The 22180-nt window shown below is 59.4% G+C and carries 17 protein-coding genes; 13 read left to right on the forward strand and 4 right to left on the reverse strand.

Annotation, left to right across the window (positions count from 1 at the left end):
- Window positions 1-127 precede the first annotated feature (127 nt).
- Together IPM16_06485 and IPM16_06490 are read left to right on the forward strand one after the other, a co-directional pair.
- Entirely contained in the window at window positions 128-1174 is a 1047-nt protein-coding gene (locus IPM16_06485; protein ID MBK9122754.1) for a type 2 isopentenyl-diphosphate Delta-isomerase, read from the forward strand.
- Complete coding sequence (locus IPM16_06490; GenBank protein ID MBK9122755.1) at window positions 1171-2187, forward strand: polyprenyl synthetase family protein; 1017 nt, start codon at window positions 1171-1173, stop codon at window positions 2185-2187. Before IPM16_06485 ends, IPM16_06490 begins: the two co-directional genes overlap by 4 nt.
- On the opposite strand, the gene hemW is transcribed toward IPM16_06490, so the two are convergent.
- Window positions 2184-3347: a radical SAM family heme chaperone HemW gene (hemW, locus tag IPM16_06495; protein ID MBK9122756.1), complete on the reverse strand. Its 1164-nt coding sequence runs from the start codon at window positions 3345-3347 to the stop codon at window positions 2184-2186. The two genes, IPM16_06490 and hemW, sit on opposite strands and share 4 nt — an antisense overlap.
- Before the next feature lie 128 nt (window positions 3348-3475).
- On the opposite strand from hemW, the gene IPM16_06500 reads away from it, so the two are divergent.
- The 6 genes from IPM16_06500 to IPM16_06525 all read left to right on the forward strand — a co-directional run bounded on the left by IPM16_06500 (window position 3476) and on the right by IPM16_06525 (window position 9579).
- Entirely contained in the window at window positions 3476-5437 is a 1962-nt protein-coding gene (locus IPM16_06500; protein ID MBK9122757.1) for a PQQ-binding-like beta-propeller repeat protein, read from the forward strand.
- A gap of 83 nt (window positions 5438-5520) precedes the next feature.
- Window positions 5521-6435: a serine/threonine-protein phosphatase gene (locus IPM16_06505; protein MBK9122758.1), complete on the forward strand. Its 915-nt coding sequence runs from the start codon at window positions 5521-5523 to the stop codon at window positions 6433-6435.
- Between the two features lie 28 nt (window positions 6436-6463).
- The gene (locus tag IPM16_06510) at window positions 6464-7954 is read left to right on the forward strand and encodes a VWA domain-containing protein (protein MBK9122759.1); all 1491 of its coding nucleotides are present in this window, start codon (window positions 6464-6466) and stop codon (window positions 7952-7954) included.
- Window positions 7955-8118: 164 nt separating this feature from the next.
- Complete coding sequence (locus IPM16_06515) at window positions 8119-8526, forward strand: FHA domain-containing protein (GenBank protein MBK9122760.1); 408 nt, start codon at window positions 8119-8121, stop codon at window positions 8524-8526.
- Between the two features lie 45 nt (window positions 8527-8571).
- The gene (locus tag IPM16_06520) at window positions 8572-8817 is read left to right on the forward strand and encodes a hypothetical protein (GenBank protein MBK9122761.1); all 246 of its coding nucleotides are present in this window, start codon (window positions 8572-8574) and stop codon (window positions 8815-8817) included.
- A 9-nt stretch (window positions 8818-8826) separates the two neighbouring features.
- The gene (locus tag IPM16_06525) at window positions 8827-9579 is read left to right on the forward strand and encodes a response regulator transcription factor (GenBank protein ID MBK9122762.1); all 753 of its coding nucleotides are present in this window, start codon (window positions 8827-8829) and stop codon (window positions 9577-9579) included.
- Here the strand turns inward: IPM16_06525 and menH are convergent.
- Window positions 9551-10315, reverse strand: coding sequence for a 2-succinyl-6-hydroxy-2,4-cyclohexadiene-1-carboxylate synthase (menH, locus tag IPM16_06530; GenBank protein ID MBK9122763.1), 765 nt, complete (start codon window positions 10313-10315; stop codon window positions 9551-9553). The genes IPM16_06525 and menH overlap by 29 nt on opposite strands.
- A gap of 174 nt (window positions 10316-10489) precedes the next feature.
- On the opposite strand from menH, the gene IPM16_06535 reads away from it, so the two are divergent.
- The 5 genes from IPM16_06535 to menE all read left to right on the forward strand — a co-directional run bounded on the left by IPM16_06535 (window position 10490) and on the right by menE (window position 16603).
- Window positions 10490-11101, forward strand: a complete 612-nt coding sequence (locus IPM16_06535) for a TetR/AcrR family transcriptional regulator (GenBank protein MBK9122764.1) — start codon at window positions 10490-10492, stop codon at window positions 11099-11101.
- Window positions 11098-12465 (forward strand): isochorismate synthase, encoded by a 1368-nt coding sequence (locus IPM16_06540; protein MBK9122765.1) that lies wholly within the window; start codon window positions 11098-11100, stop codon window positions 12463-12465. Before IPM16_06535 ends, IPM16_06540 begins: the two co-directional genes overlap by 4 nt.
- Entirely contained in the window at window positions 12462-14216 is a 1755-nt protein-coding gene (gene menD / locus IPM16_06545; GenBank protein ID MBK9122766.1) for a 2-succinyl-5-enolpyruvyl-6-hydroxy-3-cyclohexene-1-carboxylic-acid synthase, read from the forward strand. Before IPM16_06540 ends, menD begins: the two co-directional genes overlap by 4 nt.
- Before the next feature lie 26 nt (window positions 14217-14242).
- Entirely contained in the window at window positions 14243-15070 is an 828-nt protein-coding gene (gene menB, locus IPM16_06550) for a 1,4-dihydroxy-2-naphthoyl-CoA synthase (GenBank protein MBK9122767.1), read from the forward strand.
- A gap of 75 nt (window positions 15071-15145) precedes the next feature.
- Window positions 15146-16603 carry an o-succinylbenzoate--CoA ligase gene (gene menE, locus IPM16_06555; GenBank protein ID MBK9122768.1) on the forward strand — a complete coding sequence of 486 codons (1458 nt, stop codon included), beginning with the start codon at window positions 15146-15148 and terminating at the stop codon, window positions 16601-16603.
- 25 nt (window positions 16604-16628) lie between these two features.
- On the opposite strand, the gene IPM16_06560 is transcribed toward menE, so the two are convergent.
- Window positions 16629-21188, reverse strand: coding sequence for an efflux RND transporter permease subunit (locus IPM16_06560; GenBank protein MBK9122769.1), 4560 nt, complete (start codon window positions 21186-21188; stop codon window positions 16629-16631).
- Window positions 21189-21404: 216 nt separating this feature from the next.
- A complete protein-coding gene (locus IPM16_06565; GenBank protein ID MBK9122770.1) occupies window positions 21405-22148 on the reverse strand; it encodes a zinc metallopeptidase in 744 nt (247 codons plus the stop codon).
- Window positions 22149-22180: the final 32 nt, after the last annotated feature.

Raw genomic sequence — 22180 nt, forward strand, 5'->3', positions numbered from 1 at the left:
CATCCTCAAGTGATAGCGCAAGATTATACCGCCGAATGAAATCGGTGCTAGTCTGCTTCTGCCGTCATTGACACACCAACACCCCGGAAGTACGATTGCGCCACTCCGACATAAGGAACACCTAAGCATGTCAGAAGTGACGCCACCAACGACCGAAAGCCGCAAGGTCGACCACATCAAGATCAATCTCGAACGCGACGTCCAGTTCCCCCGGCTTACGACGGGCTTGGAGCGCCTGCGTCTGCTGCACAACGCAGTTCCCGAGCTTGACTTGGCTGAAGTCGATACGACGCTTACGTTGTTCGGCAAGCGGTTGACTGCGCCGATTCTCGTCTCGTCCATGACCGGCGGGACAGGCATGGCGAGCACGATCAACCGCAACCTCGCCGCGGTCGCAGATCGACACGGCTTGGCGATGGGTGTCGGCTCGCAGCGTGCAGCAGTCGAAGATCCGGCGCTGGCCGAGTCGTACAAGATTCGCGCCGTGGCGCCCAACCTGCTGCTGTTCGCGAACATCGGTGCGGTGCAGTTCAACTACGGCTACGGCGTCGACCTATGCCGCCGCGCGGTCGACATGATCGAAGCGGACGCGCTGATCTTGCATTTCAACGTTCTGCAAGAGGCCGTGCAGCCGGAAGGCGACACCAACTTCAGCGACCTGCTCGACAAGATTGCGGAAGTCGCAACACACGTCGGAGTTCCTGTGATCGCCAAGGAAGTCGGCTGGGGATTCAGCGAACAAAACGTACGCGACCTTGCGGCGGCGGGTGTAGCCGCGATTGACGTGGCAGGTGCCGGTGGCACGTCGTGGAGCCAGGTCGAACGCTTCCGGGCGCCATCCCGCTTCCACGAGGAAGTTGCTTCGGCGTTTGAGGATTGGGGCATCACGACCGTCGAGGCCCTGAAGTATGCGCGGCTCGGCGCGCCCCAGCTCCCGATCTTCGCCAGCGGCGGGCTGCGTACCGGTGTCGACATCGCCAAGTGCATCGCGTTAGGGGCCAGCCTTGGCGGAATCGCCGGGCAGTTCTTGCGTGCCGCGACCGAATCCGAGGACGCGGTTGAGCATGTTGTTTCCGTCTTGACCGCTCAACTGCGGATTGCCATGCAGTGTACGGGAAGCCATACGCTCGGCGACCTGCGCAGTGTCACCCTGCTCGAGGATACGCACGCTTGAACCTGTCTCTGATCTCCGACTTCGTCATTGCCACAGAGAAAGCCATTCGTAGCGCTCTCGATGTGATCCCAATGGACAGCTCCGGCTTCGGAACGATGGTGCGTTATCCATTTGGACTCGTCGACGAATACGGTGTGCCGTTCGCTGGGCAGACTGGCAAGCGCATCCGCCCTGCCCTTCTCTTGCTGTGTGCCGACGCCACCGGGTGCGATTGGCGACCCGCCGTGCCCGCAGCTACAGCCGTCGAGCTGCTGCATAACTTCTCGCTCGTCCATGACGACGTGCAGGACAACTCTCCACTCCGCCATGGCCGCCCGACAGTCTGGCGCGTCTGGGGAATCGCCAACGCTATCAACGTCGGGGACGCGCTCTTTGCGCTGAGTCTGCACGTGCTGCAGAATTTGAGCAGCACCGGTGTGGCGCCGGATGTCGTCATTGCCGCAAGCCGGTTGTTCACTGAGACCGCGCTGAAGCTCACGCGTGGTCAGCACCTTGACATGCGCTTCGAGACACTGGATGACGTCTCAGTGGACGCATACCTTGAGATGATCGCCGGCAAAACGGCTGCACTGCTCGGTGTCTGCGGCCAGCTCGGGGCGTTGATCGCTACGGGAGATACGAAGCGTGCCGAGCACTTTGGCGCGTACGCGCTCAACGTCGGCATGGCCTTCCAGATCAGGGACGACATCCTGGGTATATGGGGTGACGAAGCCGTTACGGGAAAGTCGGCATCATCCGATATCGAGGCGCGCAAAAAGTCGCTGCCTGTCCTGCATGGGCTTCCCGCCAGCGAAGAACTGCGCGACTTGTATGCCCGCCCGGCTATGTCCCCATCCGACATCGCTAGTGCTGTCCGGATTCTTGACGAGGTTGGGGCGCGTGACTACGCCGTTCAGCTTGAGCAGCACTACACCCAGCAGGCGATGCACGCACTGGATCGCGCTGCGCCGACGCCCGAGGGCCGGGAGAAGCTGCTCGCCCTGACCACCGCCTTGTTTGCGAGAAGCAGCTAGATCAAATCGCGCAGGACGACGTTGCTCAGAAAGCGCCCGCGTTCGGTTAGTACTACGCGGGTTTCGTTGACGTGCAGCAGTCCCGCGCTCACATGCTTGGTGATCACGTCGCCGTGGAGGTCGAGCAGCGAGACACCGAATCTCGCCGCGAACGTGTCCAGAGAAATGCCTTCCCGCGTCAGCCGAAGGCCCATCATCAACGTGTCGGCGATTTCATCTTGTTGGTCGACTGCCGTCGATTCGGTAATGGCGGGTGTCAGCGGGAATTGAGCAGTAACAGTCTCTTGGAGCAGCCGAACGTACCGCTGGGGCGAGAGTTCGGTCGCGTAGCGCAAACCTCCGGCGTAGCCATGCGCGCCGGGGCCGACACCGATATACGGGAGATTGCGCCAGTACTGAAGGTTGTGACGGCACTCATACCCCGGCCTGCACCAATTCGAGATCTCGTACTGCTGATAACCGGCGTGGTCCAGCATCTCAGTCGCCAGATCGTACATGTCGGCCGCGAGGTCGTCGTCAGGGCGCGGAACCGAACCGGTGTCGACCCAGTCTTTGAGCGGCGTTCCGTCTTCAAGCCCGAGCGCATACAGCGAGACGTGCTCAGGCGCGAAACGCAGCGTTTCGTCCAGTGTATGTCGCCACGAATCAAGCGTTTGGTACGGGGATCCGTAGATTAAGTCGAGATTGACGTTATCGAAGCCGGCCTGCCTGATCAATGGCCAGATGCGTGTCACGACCGTATGATCGTGCCGGCGTGCAAACAGCCGCAGTTCGCGCTCATTGGCCGACTGCATCCCGATGCTGAGCCGGTTGTATCCCTCGCGTCGCAAACCGACAAGGTACGGCAGATCGAGGTCGTTCGGGTTGGTCTCGATCGAAATCTCCGCATCGCCTGCGAGATCAAACCAAGTGCGAATTGTGTTGAGTAGTCGTGCATGCTGATCGATCGAAAGGAGGCTCGGTGTTCCACCGCCGAAGAACACGGTCGCAAGCGGCGTCATGGGTTGTGCCGAGGCAACCATTTCAAGCTCGCGCACGAGCGCATCGACGAACGCCGGAATCAGCGATTCGAGATGCGTATATGTATTAAACGCGCAATACGTACATTTCGTGGTACAAAAGGGAATGTGGACGTACAGCGCGTGGGGAGCAGGAGTCATCGGTTTGAGGGATCGCTTACCTGATTTGCAGGATTGTTCTGCAGGTCCTATACTTTTGCAAGGCGCACTGAGACTAGAAGTTGCGCTGCATTCTGAGCAGCAGATAAGTTGGTGGGAAGACAGTACCTATGTCTGATACCCGGAAATTCGATGTGCGCCCTGCCGATGCGCCGAGCGGAGATGGTTTACAAGTCGACTCTCTGCTGATGGAGCGTTACCGCATCGTTGGTGTGATCGGCGGCGGCGGTTTCGGCACTGTGTTTCAAGCGCGCGATACACATTTCCCCGACGCAAAGCGGCTCGTTGCCATCAAGGAAATGATCACACATCAAGGCGGGGATGCTGTCCAGCTCACGTCGATGATGAAGACGTTCCAGAAGGAAGCGAACCTACTTGCCGCGCTCAGTCACCCCGCGATCCCCAAGATTTTCGATTTCTTCGCAACCGAGTCGCGTGCGTACCTCGTGATGGAGTACATCAACGGCAGCGACCTCGACGCGCTGCTGGTGCGCACTCGGTCGCTTCCCATCGAGAAGGTGGTCGATTGGGGAATCGAGCTTTGCGACGTGCTGGATTACCTGCACAACAATAAGCCGCAGCCCATTGTGTTCCGCGACCTCAAGCCGGCGAACATCATGATCGACAGCCTTGGCCGTGTACGGCTCGTCGACTTCGGCATCGCCAAGATCTTCGAGGGCGACAAAAAGCACACGATGATCGGTACCGAAGGCTACTCCGCGCCGGAGCAGTACCGCGGCGAGGTCACGCCAATATCGGACATCTACGGCCTCGGTGCTACGCTCCACCATGTCATCACGCGCAAGGACCCGCGCGTCGAGCCGCCATTCAGCTTTCACGAGCGACCTATTCCGTCGTACAACCCTAACGTACCGCCCGCACTTGTTACGGCGGTCGAGAAGTCGCTCTCGCAGAAGCCTGAGGAACGCTTCCAGACGGCGGCCGAGTTCAAGGCGGTGCTCGAACAGGTTCGCGGCGTACGCACCGGTCGCATTTCGCGCGCAGGGACCAACGGCTTGGCAGTGGCGGCCGGTGACGCGCCGAGCGAAACGAGCGGCGGCTCGAAGACCGATTTCTTCGGCGACGGCGATCGTTCCGAACTGGAAGTGCGCTGGAAGTTCAAGACCGAGGATGAAATCCGCGCCAGCCCGACGATCTTCCGGACCACAGTCTTTGCCGGGTCGTATGACACGAACCTGTGGGCGATCAACGCGGAGGACGGTTCGCTGCTTTGGAAGTTTCCGACCGGCGGCGGCATCGCCTCGTCTCCGAGCGTCGACCCTTCGAACAAGATGGTCTACTTCGGGTCCGAGGACCACATGTTCTATGCGCTCGACATTCAGACCGGCCGCGTCGTGTGGACGTATCAGACAAAGGATCGTATCCGGGGCGCGCCGCGTATCGCGCATAATCATGTGTTCTTTGGTGGTGACGACGGTCGCATGTACGCCTTGGCCGCTAACACCGGCCGCTTCCTCTGGAACTACGAGGCGGGCGCGCCGATTCGCTCACGACCATTTGTGACTAGTGACATCATCATCTTCGGTGCCGACGACGGATCCATATATGGCCTTGAGCTGTCCGGCAAGCGCAAATGGGTGTACCGCGCGAAGCGCAGTATTATCTCGTCGCCGGCGGTCGATCAGAAGAACGGGATTTGCTACATCGGCTCGTTCGACGGCTACCTTTACGCACTTGATGCAAACAGCGGCTTTACACTGTGGCGGTTCAGAACCAATGGCCCGGTCGTGTCCTCCCCTGCCCTAACGGCTGATACGGTGTACTTCGGATCTGCCGACGGCATCATGTATGCCGTAAACGTTGACTCGGGCAAGGAGCGTTGGCAGTATACGTGCGGCAAGCCGATCGTCGGAAGCCCAACCGTCGCCGGCAACATGGTGTATTTTGGCGGCACGGACAATGCGTTCTACTGCTTGGATGTCAAGACCGGACGCATGCTCTGGAAGTATCCGACCCACGGACAGATCACGTCGACACCGGTGCTCGGTGAGAATCTGATCGTCTTCGGGTCGATGGACAACACGATTTATGCGCTGCCAACCGTTGGCTAGGCTGTCGGCGCGTCTGCCGGTTTTGGTGAGAGATCGTGCAACTGCGCAAACTGCTGTATCGTCTTGGTTCAGTTAGGCTCCGAATGTCTGATATCCCGACCACTCCGCTTCCACAGGTTGACCCTCAGCAGGACATCAATACTGCGCCCATGCGGTCGGTTGACGATCGCCGCGCGATTATTGAGGAGGGTACGCAGGAACTGAGCAAGGCAGCGATGGTTTCTGCTGCAAACTCGCACCTGACTTTCGGCCAGACGACCGACGTTGGGATGATCCGCACCAACAACGAAGACAGTTCGTATGCGTTCGTGTCGATCAGTCGTACGGCAGATGCGATCCCCGAGTTTGGAATCTTCGTCGTCGCTGACGGCATGGGTGGGCACGTCGATGGAGAGTTCGCGTCGGCGGCTGCCGTCCGGATTGCTGCGGCTGAACTGATGAAATCGGTTTACCTGCCGTTCCTGACAATGGCTGATGCAACCAGTCGCATGCCGATTAGCGAGGCATTGGAGAGCGCCTTCGAGGCTGCACACAAGCATATCTCCGATGAGCTGCCGGCCGGCGGCACGACCATGACCGCACTCGTCGTCATGGGCAATCTCGCACATCTCGCCCATGTCGGCGACAGTCGCTGCTATCTGGTCACGGACGGCAAGATTGACCAGATTTCACGCGATCATTCGTACGTGGCCCGCCTCATCGAAATGAACGAACTTGCTCCGGAAGAAGCCGAAAATCACCCGCAGAAGAGCGTGCTCTATCGCGCGCTCGGCCTCAGTGAAGAGCTCGATGTCGATACGATGACCCGTCGGCTGCCACCGGGTGCAATGTTGTTCTTGTGCAGCGATGGATTGTCAGGGTTGGTGCACGAAAGCGAAATCCTGTCTTACTTGCAGAAGTTCCCGCCGCAGCAGGCGTGCGATCACCTCGTGACGCTGGCGAACGCACGAGGAGGAAACGACAACATCACGGCCGTTGCCGTGAAGTTGCCGGGGTGAGCGAAGCGTCAACACGGGGAATAAGGCTATGGATTCGGGTGAACAGCAGTTTGATCCCTATGCGGCGCTTGGCATTCCGCAAGACGCGTCTCAAGACCTCATGGAGCTTGCGCTAGAACACATCGAGCGGCGCTACAAAGCGCAGGAGCGCGGCAAGCGCGGTGTGGTGACCGCAGCTCACGTCAAGAACGCCCGACGTGCCTACGAACTCCTCACCAATCCCAACATGCTCTTCACTGCGATGAAGCAGACCCGGGCGATCGACAGTCGGTACTACTTCAACATGAAGGTCACCACGAGTCGTACGCAGCTTCCGGTCATCGACGAACCGCAGATCCTTTACATCCGCGTCGATTTTGCCCCCGGTGAAGTGACGGCGAATACTGCTGAACGCGGTACCAGTAACCTGAACCTAACGCTGGTGCTGGATCGCAGTAACTCGATGCATGGCGCGCGCATGGATCGTGTCAAGGCGGCCGCCTCGCAGATCATCGACAACTTGACGAGCGACGATGTCATCTCGGTCGTTGCGTTCAGCGACCGGGCATCGGTGCTTGTGCCGGCGACGAAAGTCCGCGACAAGCCGGCACTTAAAGCGCAGGTCGCCATGATGGCGGCGTACGGCGGAACCGAGATCTACCACGGTCTGAGCGAAGGCATTCGGCAGAACCGCGAGTTCCTCGACTCCAAGTACGTCAACCACATCATCCTGCTGACTGACGGCAACACGTACGGTGATGAAGAGCAGTGCATTCAGCTTGCGTCGAACGCCAGCGTCGAGGGTATCGGGATCAGCGCGATGGGCCTCGGCACCGACTGGAACGACGACTTTCTGGATCGACTGGCCTCCAGTACCGGCGGTTCGTCACAGTACATTCGAAACGTCAACGAGGTCGGCAGCTTCATCAACAACCATGTCCGTCATCTATCGAGCACGTTTGCCGAGCGCCTCCGTGTGGTCCTTCAGATCGCCGATGGTGTCGAGATCGACAGCGCGTTCAAGATCGCTCCCCTACCTCAGCCGGTAGACGTGAACGATGGCGAGATCCTGCTGGGTATTCTGGAAGGACGCCGCTCGACGACGGCCATTGTTCAGCTCAAGTTGGTGCCGGGGCTGGAGGAAGGCTTGTTCAAAGTTTGTCGCGTTGTGGGAATGGGCGATGTGCTGTTGAACGATCAACCCGCGTACCACGTACTGCACGATGTCATGACTGAGGTTACGACGTTGCAGTTCGAGGAGGAAACCAACACGGCCATTCTTGATGCGCTCAGCCGGTTGGCGTTGTACCGCATGCAAGAACAAGCCAACGATGCGATCCGTCGCGGCGAAATTGAAGAAGCGACACGCCGGCTTGAGAAGCTGGCGACGCGTTTGCTTGCGATGGGTCAACAGGCGCTGGCGACGCATGTGCTTCACGAAGCACACATCGTCAAGACGACGCACATGCTGTCGTCCGAGGGAAAGAAGACCATCAAGTACAATACGCGCATGCTGGTCAATGCGCAGGAGAGCGAGTGACGCGTTGCCCGCCGGTTGGCAGGGTGTAATCGTGCGCCGCTCACCGCTATAATCTAGCAGCATGCGCGGAATTCGAGGTAAGGTCATCGATGCGCAAGTGCCAAGAATGCGATCATGACAATTTTGTCGGGGCTATGGTCTGCGAGGACTGTGGCTTTCCGTTGATGGCTGGTCAATCGACCGGTCTTGTAACGCCTGTTCATGGCCTGACGCCCGTTCACACTGCCGGCTTCGACCTGCAGGACGAAATGCGTGTCGTTGTCGAATTCGTCGGCTTTGAGACGCGGATCGAGCTGAAGCCTAACGCGCGAACGACATTCGGGCGGCAGGATACCAATGGCGCGGCGAATCCGGATGTCGACCTTACGCCGTATGGCGCGTTTGAGAAGGGTGTTTCGCGCATGCACGCATCAATGCAGCGGCGCGAACACACGTTGACCCTGCTCGATCTGGGAAGCTCGAATGGCACGTTGGTGAACGGCAGACGCGTTGCGGCGAATCAACCGAGGTTGATTCAGGATGGCGACGAGATTATGTTCGGGCAGCTTGCTGCACGGGTCTACTTTGTATAGTCAGCACGATATGCTGCGCCGTGGATTGTGGGGGACAGTTCCGAGATGATGAGTATTCTGGTGCATCTAGCGAATACCGAGCCGATCAAGCTCGACGTTGAAGCGCTGCCCAATCCAAACGATACAGTTCTCATCGGCCGTAACCCGCGCGACCATGTCGATCGCGAGTTGAATTGGATCGACGAGGGAGTCCGTATGGTGATTTTGCCGTGGTGGCGAATCAACTACGTCCAGGTGCTGCCGTCGGCTGAGGAACAAGAAGAATTCCCGCTGTTGTTCCGCAACGACTAGGCGACGTCAATGGCACTTCCAACGTCCAAACCTGCAGGCAGCCCTCGTGGCAAGCTTATCTTGGTGGTTGATGACGAACCGCATCTCGTCCGCATGGTGCGCATGAACCTTGAGGTTGAGGGATTCCGAGTTATCGAAGCGCGCAACGGCTTGCAGGCGCTCGAGCAAATTCGCACCAAGCTGCCGGATCTTGTGCTATTGGATGTGATGATGCCGGAGTTGGACGGCTTCGCGACACTCAAGATGCTGCGTGAGTTCTCGTCGCTGCCGGTCATCATGCTAACGGCGAAGGGTGATGAGAACGACCGCGTGCGCGGCCTTGAACTTGGCGCCGACGACTATTTGCCCAAGCCCTTCGGCCCGCGCGAGTTATCCGCTCGTATTCGTGCGGTGCTGCGCCGCGCGGAAAGTTCGGCGGTCGCGCCCGAAGATACAGTGCTTGCGATTGACGACTACCTGCAGGTGGATTTTAACACGCGTTCAGTGATCGTCGGCGGAGAACGCAAGAAGCTGCGCCCGCTCGAGTTTCGCCTGCTCTACCACCTCATCGAGAACGCGGGGTGGACAGTCACGTATGAGCAGATTCTGGCTAACGTCTGGGGCTACGAGTACCGCGAGGAGACCCACTACGTTCGCCTGTACGTGAACTACCTTCGCAAGAGTATCGAGCCGGACCCCGGCAATCCCCGGTACATCTTGACCGAGCGAGGCGTCGGCTATCGATTTATGGATTTCAAGCGCGCCGCAGGTCAGCGGAGTTGATGAACTCGATCAAGGCAGCGCGCCATGAACTCGGCGCTTCGACGTGAATGGCGTGCCCCGCGCGGGCGATGCTGACTCGTTGGCAGCTACGAATGTGCAGCGCCATCTCATCGGCGATCGCCTCGAACTTGGCATCCAATTGCCCCGACATGAGCTGAACCGGCATCTCCAGCCTACCGAGCTTATCCCAGAGCGACGGCTGAGTACCGGTGCCCATGCCTCGCAGCGAAGCGGCTAGGCCAGCGGCTCTCTGCGACAGTCGAATCGCTCGCTGATGCAGTCGCACCAGCTCGGGCATAGTCTCCGCTTGATGTCGAAACAGTGGTGTCTTTTCCCAGTAGTCGACGAACGACTCGACACCGTTGTCGGTGATGCGCTGGGCCAGCTCCTCGTCGGAGGCGACACGCGCTGCGCGTTCGACGGGTGACGCCAGCCCGGGCGACGCCGATTCAAGGCTAAGTGCGGCGACACGGTCGGGGAACGTCAGCGCGGTATAGAGTGCGAGTCGGCCGCCCATCGAGTAGCCGTGAAGGACGATCCGGTCGATGTGAAGGTGATCGAGAATCTCGATGAGGTCGCCCGCAGCACGGTCGATCGTGTAGCGGGCTGGGTCGTCGCTTGAGCGCGTGCGTCCGTGTCCAAGCAGGTCCGGCGCGAGACCTGACACGGCTGTGGCAGGGCCTGCTAGCGGTATCGTCCATACATCGGCCGCACCGGTGAAGCCGTGCAGCAGCATGATCGGAACGCGTCCCCTGCCCCAACGGAGCACGCGATATGTGGCGTTCTGGATGTCGACACGGACGCTTGCAATCGAAGGTGAGAAATCGATCAAACTTGTGTCAGCTTTCACAAGACGATGATAGAATATGAATTAGACTGACCAGTCGGTTTGTCACTAAGGAGCACCGCTATGCTCAAGCGTGGAATTCCAAAGGACCCTGAAAATACGAAGGCGCGAATCCTTGATGCCGCCTTGGATGTGTTTTCGACCAAAGGGTATCACGATACGACAGTCGATGAAATTGTCGAAGTCTCCGATACTTCCAAGGGCTCGGTCTACTTCCACTTTCCCAACAAGCAGCGCCTCTTCTTGGCGCTGGTCGATCGCTTCGCAGACCTTCTCGAACGGCGCGTTATCGAAGCCATTTCGAAGCATGACGCCGGCATCGACCGGGTGCGCGCAGCGCTCGAAGCGTGTCTCGAGACCTTCGGCAAGTATCGACGGCTGGCGAAGATCCTTCTTGTCCAAGCCGCAGGTCTGGGCGTGGCGTTCGAAGAGAAGCGTCTTGAGGTCCTCGATCGGTTTGCGACTCTCGTAAGGACGTACTTGGACGAAGCAATCGCGCAAGGCGATCTCGACCCTACCGACTCTGAAGTTGTCGCTCATGGTTGGATCGGCGCAATCAACGCGGTCGTCATTCGCTGGGTCTATACCGGCAGTCCATCACCGGATCGAATCCTTGCGAGTCTGCTGCCGAACCTACTCCGTGGCGTCGGATTTGAGGAGCCACGTGCGCCATGATTGGGCATGTTGCGGGCGAACGGGCTCAGGAATCGAGCCTCTGGGACAGCCCGATCCGGTACGTTGTCCGTCCCCTTCGCGCCAAGATTCCGTTGGTGAAGCTGCTTCAACACGGGGCCGGCAAACCCCGGATGTTCTGGCAGAATGCCTCTATCTCGACGGCATATGCGGCGTGGGGCGCAGTCAAGACAATTCAGGCAACGGGCCCCGATCGGTTTGACACGGTACGCGAAGCGGCGTGGGGATTGCTGCCTCAAGACGGCGATGACGTCGCACCGGCCGATACCGCCCCTCGGCTGTTTGGCGGCTTCGCGTTCTCCCCGGATCCCAATGACGATCCGCTGTGGGCAGAGTTCGATGCCGCGCACTTCATCCTGCCGCGTGTCATGATTACCGACGCCAACGGACAGCTTTGGCTCACGGTTGCGTCGTCAGTCGATGGGCCTGCCGAAGATCTGGCTGCAGCAGCCGATCGTTGGGTTCAGCGGATCGAACGAAACGACATTCCAGACATCACTGTCGCTGACTACAGCCATCCTGTCTCGTATCCGTTGACACGCGATGACTGGGTTGACCAAGTGACGCGTGGTATCGGCTTGATTCGCGACGGGACTCTGCAGAAGATTGTGTTGTCGCGTGTCGCCGATCTGGTGTCAAACATCGCATTGGATCCTGTCTCAGCTTTAGTGCGTCTGGAGCGTGCCTATCCTGCGACCTACCGGTTCATGTTCGAGCCTGCGCCCGGTCACGCATTCCTTGGCGCAACGCCTGAGCTGCTGCTTGAAGTGATCGGGCGTATATTGCGCACTGCCGCGGTAGCCGGGTCGGTGGCACGCGGGGCGACGGTGGCCGAAGATGCGGTGTTGGCCGCAGAGTTGTTTACGAGTCCGAAGGAACGCCACGAGCACGCGCTGGTGGTCGACGCGCTGCGCGATCTCCTTGAGCCGGTCAGCGACCAGCTCTCGTTCCCGGAGGAACCGCAAATTCTCAAGCTGGGAAACATTCAACATTTGTTCACCCCGTTTACCGGCCATCTGGCTGACGAAGTGGACATTCTCGAAGTAGTGTCGCGGCTGCATCCGACTCCTGCGCTGGGTGGCTACCCTGCGGAAGCCGCGATCGAGGCCATCAGAGAGATCGAGCTGTTCGAACGGGGTTGGTATGCCTCCCCTATCGGCTGGCTTGATGCAGGTGGTGGTGGAATGTTCGCCGTAGCGATTCGCTCCGCGGTCGTGAGCAACGATCGCGCGCGATTGTATGCTGGCTGTGGAATTGTCGAGCAGTCCGATCCGCTGCGTGAGTGGGACGAAACCCGGATCAAGTTCCGCCCGATGCTCGATGCGCTCGGAGCACGCGAATCGTGAAGCCGGAAAACCGCAACATCCTGTGGGCAAGCATGATCGTGGATGAACTCGCGCGGCACGGCGTGCGCTGGGCAGTCATCGCGCCCGGGTCGCGGTCGACACCGCTGGTCGTTGCACTCGCGCGTCATCCCCAAATCAAGACGATCTCGATCATTGACGAGCGAAGTGCGGCGTTCCTTGCGCTCGGTATCGGGATGGCGACTCGCTTGCCGGCCGTCGTTGTCTGTTCATCCGGTACCGCCGCGGCCAACTTCTACCCGGCGGTGATCGAAGCCCGGCAGGCAGGTGTTCCCCTACTAATACTGACGGCCGATCGCCCGCCCGAGCTGCGCGACAGCGGTGCGAATCAAACGATCGATCAAGTCCGGATGTACGGAAGCCACGCACTCTGGTCAGTCGATGTATCGCTGCCTGAGCAGGAACCGCCTGCGCTGGCTGTCCGCAGTCTTCGTACGCTGGCGGCGCGGGCTTTTGCGCGTGCGTGCGGCGTGCCTAGCGGTCCGGTGCACCTGAACCTGCCATTCCGTAAGCCGCTTGAGCCGACTGTTGTGCCGACGGATATCACGGATTTGTTCGACAGCGGACGCCGTGGAAGCATGCCGTTCTCGCGCGTTAGCGAGGGGGCGCTTGAGCCGACAACCGCACAGGTCCAAACGCTTCTCCATGCTGTGGAAAACGCGCGGCGTGCAATCATCTTTGCCGGACCGTTCACACCCGCAAACGACGTGGCCGAGCCGTTGGCGGAGTTCGCCAAAGCGACAGGGATTCCCGTTTTTGCCGATCCCCTGTCGAACTTGCGCTGGTCGTCAGTTCGGACACTCGGGGCGTATGATTCGTTCGGCTCCCTTCGCGAGACCTTGGGGACGGTCAACCTGTGGATTCAGCTTGGAGGCCAGCCAGCGTCCAAAGCGATCGAGGACTATTTGGTGTCCGGCGCGGCGTCGCGTGTGATTCAGATTACTGACGATGGTGTATGGCGCGATCCTTATCATCAGCTCTCGGAGATGATTCATGTTTCCCCTGCCCTGCTCTTTCGCCGAGTGGCGCAAGCGGTGCAAGATAGGAATCAGATTGATCGGGCGTGGGTCGAGCTGCTATGGGCGCGTGAACGCGCGGTTTGGCAGGCGTATGCTGCGAGTTCGGAGTGGTTTGACGGCGCGATTGTCGCCAGATGCATTGAAGCCCTTCCTGAAGACTCAAACGTAGTGGTAGCCAGCAGCTTGCCAATCCGTAATGTCGAGCAGTTCACGGCGCCGCGCCGTCGAGCGCTCCACGTATACTGCAATCGCGGCGCGTCGGGGATCGACGGCACGGTCTCTACTGCCTATGGAATCGCGGCAGCGAGTGAGCGGCCGACCTGCCTGATCATCGGAGACCTTGCACTCCTACATGACATCGGTGGTCTGCTGAGCGCATCGCGAGTGGCTGCTCCTGTAGTCATTGTTGTCGTCAATAATGACGGTGGTGGTATCTTCCGGCGGCTGCCAGTCAAGGAATTCGAGCCTGCGTTTACTGATTTGTTCTTGACACCGCATGGCCGCACGTTTGAAGGAGCGGCGTCGATGTATGGGTTGTCGTATGTGCTGGTGGGCGATCTAGAGACGCTTCAGTCAGCAGTTGCGTCCGCTATGGAAGGGAGCACAAGCTGGCTTATCGAAGCAAGAACGGATTCGGCCGCTGATCTACGCCTGCGCGCCGAGGTGATGCAGGATGCTGCGCAGGCGGCAGAGCGTGTCTTAGTCGAGGGATAAGTGAGGCAACGGTGAAGGAAAGCGCGATGAATTGGATTGAAGTCAAGTCGTATCAAGACATCACATATCACAAGATGGACGGGATTGCTCGGATCGCGTTCAATCGGCCTGAGGTGCGCAATGCCTTTCGGCCTGAGACGATCAACGAGATGATCGATGCGTTCATGCACGTGTGGCATGACGCAGAGGTTGGTGTGGTACTGCTGACGGGTAATGGGCCGGCGGCAGACGGCAAGTATGCGTTCTGTTCCGGTGGCGACCAACGCGTTCGGGGTCATGCAGGTTATGTTGGTGGCGATGGTGTTCCGCGGCTGAACGTGCTGGAGCTGCAGCGGATTATTCGCACTATGCCGAAGCCGGTCATTGCCTTGGTTGCGGGTTACGCAATTGGCGGCGGGCATGTGCTTCATGTTGTCTGTGATATGACGATTGCTGCGGACAATGCGATTTTCGGTCAGACGGGGCCGAAAGTGGGTAGCTTTGACGCGGGATATGGCTCTGCGACGCTCGCGCGTATCGTCGGGCAGAAGAAGGCGCGTGAGATTTGGTACTTGTGTCGTCAATACGATGCACAGCAGGCGTTGGACATGGGCTTGGTTAACGCAGTGGTTCCCGTGGATCAGCTTGAGTCTGAAGGTGTGCAGTGGGCTTCGGAGATCTTGGAGAAGAGTCCGATAGCCATTCGTTTCCTAAAGGCCGCGATGAATGCTGACATGGACGGTCAGACTGGGCTGCAGGTGCTGGCGGGCGACTCGACGATGTTGTACTACATGTCTGAGGAAGGTACCGAGGGCAAGAACGCGTTTCTTGAGAAGCGTTCGCCGGATTTCCGCAAGTATCCGTGGCGTCCGTGATGTTATTGGGCGTGTGTGGGGTGAATTTGGGGGAGGCGGTGGCCTCCCCTTTTGAGTAGTGGTGGTGGAATGGAAATGCGAGATTGGCTTCGGCGAAGTGCTCAGTTGAGTGGCGATTTGGTTGCGTTGCGAAGTGCTGGGCGTGTTGTGCGTTTTGGTGAGCTCGATGGTGAGGTCGATCGTGTTGTGGGACATCTGTCTCATGCGGGTGTCGCGAAGGGTGAGTGGGTCGGTGTATTTGGAGGTACAAGTATTGATTTAGTGTTGATTCTGTTGGCGCTGGCGCGGCTGGGGGCGGTCGCTGTGCCGGTGAATGTGCGTTGGTCGCGGTTGGAGGTCGCGCGCGTGGTGGGTGAATATGGTGTTGTGAGGTGGTTCGTTGATGGTGATATAGATGGTTTAGGATTAGGTTCGTTGGTGTTTGACTACACGAAGTTTACTCACGAAAAGAACAACACTCCGGGACTCCCCCCCACGCCGGTGCCGCTGGAATACGACACTGTCGCCTGCGCTGTATTCACCAGCGGCACCTCAGGCACGCCAAAGGCGGTGCAAATCACGTATGGCAGTCTCATACATAACGCCGCGCTGACCGCGCTTCGCCTGCGTGTCCACCATGACGACCATTGGCTGTGCTGCCTGCCGTTGTTTCACGTCGGGGGACTTGTCATGTTGTTCCGTTCGATCATCAGCGGAACGTCGCTCTCGTTACACGAGCGATTCGATGTTGACGCCGTGAATTATGCGATCGACCACGACGCCATTACACACGTGTCGCTTGTTCCTACCATGCTTGCCCGCTTGCTAGACGCCCGAACGTCTCCCCCACCGCGCCCCGTCACAGTGCTTTTGGGCGGAGCAGCCGCCTCAACGGCTCTCATCGAACGAGCGCGCCGCATAAATCTCGATGTCCTTTCGACCTATGGCCTGACCGAAGCGACTAGTCAAGCCGCCACACAGACACCCGGCGACCCGCGAATCAAGGTCGGCAGTGCCGGCAAATCCGTGCCCTTCGTTACTGTAAGCGTACGCAGTGAGGACGGTGCCATGCGCCCTGCCGGCGAGATCGGCGATATCTACGTCAAGGGGCCGACGGTCATGAAGGGGTACGCAAATGACCCTGCAGCGACTGAATCGGTCTTGACGCCGTACGGTCTACGTACAGGTGACCTCGGCTACCTCGACGCAGACGGCGATCTCTGGATCGTAAACCGCCGAACCGACTTGATCATCTCGGGAGGGGAAAACATCTATCCCGCAGAGGTCGAGGCTGCCCTTCTGCAGATCCCGGGAATAAGGGCCGCATGTGTCGTGGCCGTAGACGATCCGGTATGGGGCCAGTCACCCGCCGCGGCTGTGGTTTCAGATCGGACCCTCAGCCTTGACGACGTGCGCGCGGAGCTCAATCCGATTCTCGCGCGATACAAGCACCCGAAGCGACTGGAGTACGTCGATGCGCTGCCACTGCTCGCCAACGGAAAGGTCGATCGCAAAGCTGTCGCTTCGAGGTTTGAAGACGGCCCCGACCGTTAAAGATCGGGGCCGCTGTAGTCACAGGTTAATCTGCGCTGCTCGCTGCCGGAGCCTGCTGCCGCCGCGATGAAAGCGTCAGCCGTCGATGTATCGGTGTGAGCAGCTTGTAGGCGACGGGTACAACCACCAGCGTGAGTACGGTGCTGCTGACCAGGCCACCGATAACGACGGTGCCAAGTTCAGACGCGATAAGCGCCCCTTCGGACAAGCCAACCGCCAACGGGATAAGCGCAGTGATCGTCGCGAGCGCCGTCATCAGAATTGGCCGCAGACGACGCTCTCCCGCCTCAAGCAAGGCCTCGCGCACCGGCATGCCGCCAGCGGTGTTTTGCCGTACTCGATCGATTAGGACGACGGCGTTCGTGATCACGATGCCGATCAACATCAGCAGGCCGATCAGAGCGGAGATGCCTAGGACGCGGTTCGTAAGCGTGAGGGCCACCGCCGCGCCGACCGGCGCCACGACGACGCTCAGGATGATCGCCAGCCAGTAGATCGGCGATTGCAGCGAGAGTACGAAGATCACTATGACAATGACAATGGCAATCAACATCGCGACAAAGAGACTGGCGAAGCCTTCCGTCTGGATTCGGCTCTGATAGCCCTGCGTGACGGTCAGCGTGTCGGGGAAGTCCGGAATTGCATTGATCGCCGTGATGGCTTGCGCTGTGACGCCGATTGTGTCCTCGGTCGCAAGGGAGGCGCTGTACTTGAGTGCCGGGCGTCCGTCGACCCGCAGATACGTTACCGGTGCGTCTGGGCCGGCCAGCGCCGCCATTGAAAGGTTACTGCTCACCTGTTCGATCCCGTCGATGCCGTCGATCGCTGCGATGACCGTCGAGTCCATGGCCTCAAGGTCCTCAAGCGGTCCATACACAACGACCTCGAACCCGCCGAAGCCACCGCTCGAAAGCGATGCAACCGAAATCGACACGTTACCTGCGCCAAAGATTGCGTCCGCTTCAGGCGCCAGTTCCTCAACAAGCGTCTCAAGTTCGTCAACGCTCAATTCCGCGTTGATCACGATATTGGCGCGGTTCTCGGACACCGATCCGCCGCCAAACAACGATTCGAGACTCAGACCTGCCCCGCCAATTTCGGTGCGTATCGTCCGGTGTTCTTCTTCCGGCAAGCGCTCGGCGACGACTGTCTCAAACTCGCGGACCATAGCGTCGGTCTCGAGAATCCGGGTTGCCTGAGGGAGCGACACGTCGACGGTTATCTGAAGCTCACCCAATTCCGGCAAAAACGCCGCGGGCCGGGTGCCGAGGAGGAGACCGCCGATCCCCATGCTGCCGACCGCAAGCCCGAGCACGATGAAACTGTTCACCGGATGATTGAGCGACCAGCGCAGAACCGGCACATAGATTCGGCTGAGGATGCCGCCTTCTTCTTCGCTGGCATCACGTACGCCGATGAACATCAGCATCAACAGCGGGATTACGGTGATCGCCACCACAAACGACGCGCCAAGTGAGTAAGTTACCGCCAGTCCGAACGGAAGGAAGAACTCTCCGATGAGGCCCCCGGTCAAGCCCAACGGAAGGAATACGACCACGGTGACCATCGTCGCCACGAAGATCGCGCTCGACACGTCAGTCGTTCCCTTGAGGACGGCGGCGCGCTTGTCTCCACCCGCCTGGATTTCACGAAACGCGTTTTCGAGTACGACGATCGAGTCGTCGACGATGCGCCCGACAGCTACCGTCAGGCCGGACAGCGTCATGATGTTGAGTGTGAGCGACTCGGGGAACAGCCGCAGGACAAACAGAAGGAACGGAGATCCTTCAGACATGGGCGCGAGCGCGTTGTGCACCGCCGGCGGAAGCCAGCGCATGAGTGCAAATGCGGCGAGCACGGAAAGCGGCAGACTTACGCCAATTACAAGCGTCGCGCGCCACGCAGGTACCGGAAGGCTTCCCGGCCACAGCAGGATGGCAAAGCCGGACACAATGCCGACGATCAACATCACGCGAATCACGACGTCAACCTGCTCGAAGCCCTCTGTGATGCTTACGCCTGAGGCCTGTGCCTGCACAAGCGACAGCACGATCAACAGAGCCACCGACCCCGCCAACAGCACCATTCCTGCGCGCGAGCGCGGCGAGCGGTTCCATGTTCCGCCGCTTAGGAAAAGCATGATGACGATCATGGCGAAGCCGGCGCCAGTCAGACCTTCTCGCGCCACGCCGCTAATTGACTCCTCGACGAAGCTAGACTGTTCGAACACGGTGCTCACGACGATCTGGGGGTTCAAGCGCTGAATATCCTCCACGACCGCCTTAGCGTCGTAGTACGCCTGAACTGTATTGGCGTCGTTGGGCTTGAACACAGTCACCAAGAGGCTTGACTCGCCATTGCTGCGGGTCACAGAGGCCGTAGGCACAAACGGAGTTCCACCCTCTGCCGCGCGGTCTTGCAGGGTTTGCGGCAGCTGTGACAGCACATCTTGCGGGATCAGCTGGACCACTTCGATCCGCAGGTTCGGCAGCACGGTCGCGTCGCGCTGATCGATGTACTGCCACGCCTCGGCTGACATGTTGCCGAACAAGTTACTGGCGAACGCTGCGCCTTGCGCGCTCTCGAAGAAGCTGTTGAACCAGCCTGCGACATCCGGGAAGAACCGGAACGGATCGTCCGCCGTGTCCATCTCCACACCGAAAAACGAAGCAACCTGCCCCCAGTCCGCGTTGAGCACGGGCGCGTTTGGATCGGCAGCAGGAACATCGGTAGCATACAGTTCGCGCAGGGCGTCAAATGCCGACGGCTGCTCACCGGTAGATATGGCAGCAATGGCTGCTACGGTCTCTCCGGACCGGCCTGCGAGCGCTTCGTCCGGTAGTTCAGACAGCACCGCCGGCGACAGTTTGAGAAGCACGTCATCGTCCAGTGCTTCCCAGAAGCCGGGTTCATTCACAGCAAGATACTGGAACAACCCGAGACTCATGCTATCAAACAGTCGCACTTCGTAGCCGGCAAACGACTCTGGAACGGACCCGTTGATGGTGTTGAGTACGGAAGAGGCGCTGCCGTTTCCGACCGCGATCAGGTCCGCGCCGTTTGCCAGCGGCTGACCTTCGAACTGCGGCTGGCTCGCAAGCGTATTCCATACATCTGACAGCGGCGGCGAAAAGCGCGTAAGCCCTTGCAGCACGTTCGGGAGCTGCACAGCGCCCGCCTCAGACGGATCGCCGGATGGTTCGGCGGCCGGATCGGTGACAGGCGTGACAGGTTCGGAGCCCTCAACCTCCCCTACTGCGTAGACACTGAAGGTGGCTAACGGCAGATCAGAGAAGCTGAACGTCAGCATCTGAGGCGGGTTAACGCGCCACTGCGAGGGCAGTCGAACGTCCTGCCCATTGGACACGACACCCGTGATTTCGGCGGCCAATGTGCGAGCAGCCAATGCGTCACGAGTGAATCCGTCCAGACTCGCGATGAAGTCGTCCGGCAGGGCGTTGAATACGTCGTCCGGAAGCGCTGCAAGGTGTTCCGCATCGAGATAGCCGAGCAGCGACGGGGCGAGCCCAATCATCTGCTGAATGATCTCTGGCGTGAGGTCGCTGGTCTGGCCGAGCGCCCCAACAATCCGGCCGTTCCGTTCGAACTGATTGAGGACTCCCGCGGCCGTTGTCGTTAGGGTACGAATCTCCAGCAAGTCGGCGGCGGTCGAAAACGCTGGCGCCGTCCACGACTCGGGCAGCGCAGGCGCGCTGTCGGGTATCGCCAGTTCGATTGAGGCGAGCCGATCGGCCGCGCCGGCGTTAAGGGCTAGTCCGGCAAGCTCGGGTACGATGGCTGTAGCTGCGTCCCACGACTTCGGCGACAGTTGAAGCAGCAAGCTGCGTTGTGCCGTCAAATCGACGCCAGGCAGTCGGCTGGGTACGACTTCGCCGGGCAGCGCTTGCCCGCCTGAGATTTGAACGCTCGCGATGTTTGGTAGGGCACTAAGCTGGGGAACAAACTCGCCTTCGACGAGCTGAAGTAGTGCGCTCTTGTCGCCAGTAGCTTCGTCCGTTAACTTGGCGGCATAGCTGAGCAACGCTGTGATTGTCTCAGGTGAGAGCTTAGCCCATGTTGCGGGGCTGAGCTCAAACACGAAATTTCGGTCAGTGATCGCCATCCACAGCGCGACGTCTGGTGTGATGTCGCCTAACAGGCGTGTTGAGAACGCTTCGGGGCTTTCGCCTTCAGTAGGCTCGATGCGGCGCAGCGGTAGCCACACGTCGTCGATGCCCGCCTGGATATCGGATAGCAGTCGGTCTTGGTCAATCCCGAACTCGCTCAGCAGAGTCAGCACACTGCCAATTGCGCCTGTCGTCGTAGACTCGATGTTGACGATTCCGGGAACCGCGGCGAGGCGGTCTTCAAGCCGTTCGGTAAGAAAGGACAACGCTTCTTCCGAGGTTAGGCCGGATACTTGTGCGAGTACGATGGTTTGGGGGAACTCGACCGGAGGAAGGAGTTCCTGGTTGAGCTGTGTTACGGCGATGCCACCTGCAACCATCACCAGAAGTGAAGTGGTGATGGTGACTATGCGAAAACGAAGACTGAACGCCGTAATTGCGCGGAAGATCCCTCTCATGCGGATTCCTTCATCGTGGTGTATCGGGCAGGGTTTCTCTCAAGTCAACGATAATGCAGGATTTCACAAGACACAATAGGCGAAGGCCGGATATGTGCCTGAGATTGCCACGGGAGTTCCGAGTGTTTCAAAGCAAGTGCCCCCGTGAACGATCCTCGTTCATGAGAAACGCCGCAGCGGACGAGCAACTCGTGACCTGCGTCGGCCCGGCCTCCCCTATCGCTTCTTGAAGTACCTTGCGTAGCTGAGGACCTTCATGGCGTAGTGAAGCAGTTGAAGCAGCGACTGTATCATCGCAGCGATGTACGTAAACGCCGCAGCGCGCAGCACTTCGCGAGCGCCTTCCCGATCAGCGTCGTTATACAACAGCCCTGACTTCTCCAGCATTGTAAGGCCTCGCCGGCTTGCATCAATCTCTACTGGAACTGTGAGGATCATGAACAACGCCACGGCGCCAAAACACACCACGCCCAACCACATCAACTCGGCAACCTCGACGATGAGGCCCAAAGTGATCAACGGAACTGCGACGTACGGGGAGATTACCGCCGCGGGAGCAGCAATGCTTCGCACTGCCAGCCACGCGCTCCGCTGCGCATGCTGCTGAGCATGCCCGAGTTCGTGCGCCACGATCGCCATTGATGCCACCGAATTCTCGGTCGCTATGGCCTCGCTCAGGCTAACGACGTTTGACGACGGCGTATAGTGGTCGGTTAGTTTGCCCGGTATGGTCTCAAATCGGACGCCACTCAGCGCTTCCGCAGTAATCAATTGCTGGCCGATTTGCTTTCCGGTCATGTTGGGGGCGTTGCGGTGGGCAATCCACTTGGAGTACGCATCGTCAACGAAGTACTTGGCCAGAGCGCTAATGACAAGGGTGGGGACCACGACGAGGAGCATGTACAGCAAGTCACTGGAGTAGCCGTAGGTGTACATCGAAACCTCCGCAGAGATGCTCACCTACATTTACTATATGGCGGATTCTCGACTAA

Origin of the sequence: Candidatus Flexicrinis affinis (genome assembly GCA_016716525.1) — a bacterium.
Lineage (GTDB): Bacteria > Chloroflexota > Anaerolineae > Aggregatilineales > Phototrophicaceae > Flexicrinis > Flexicrinis affinis.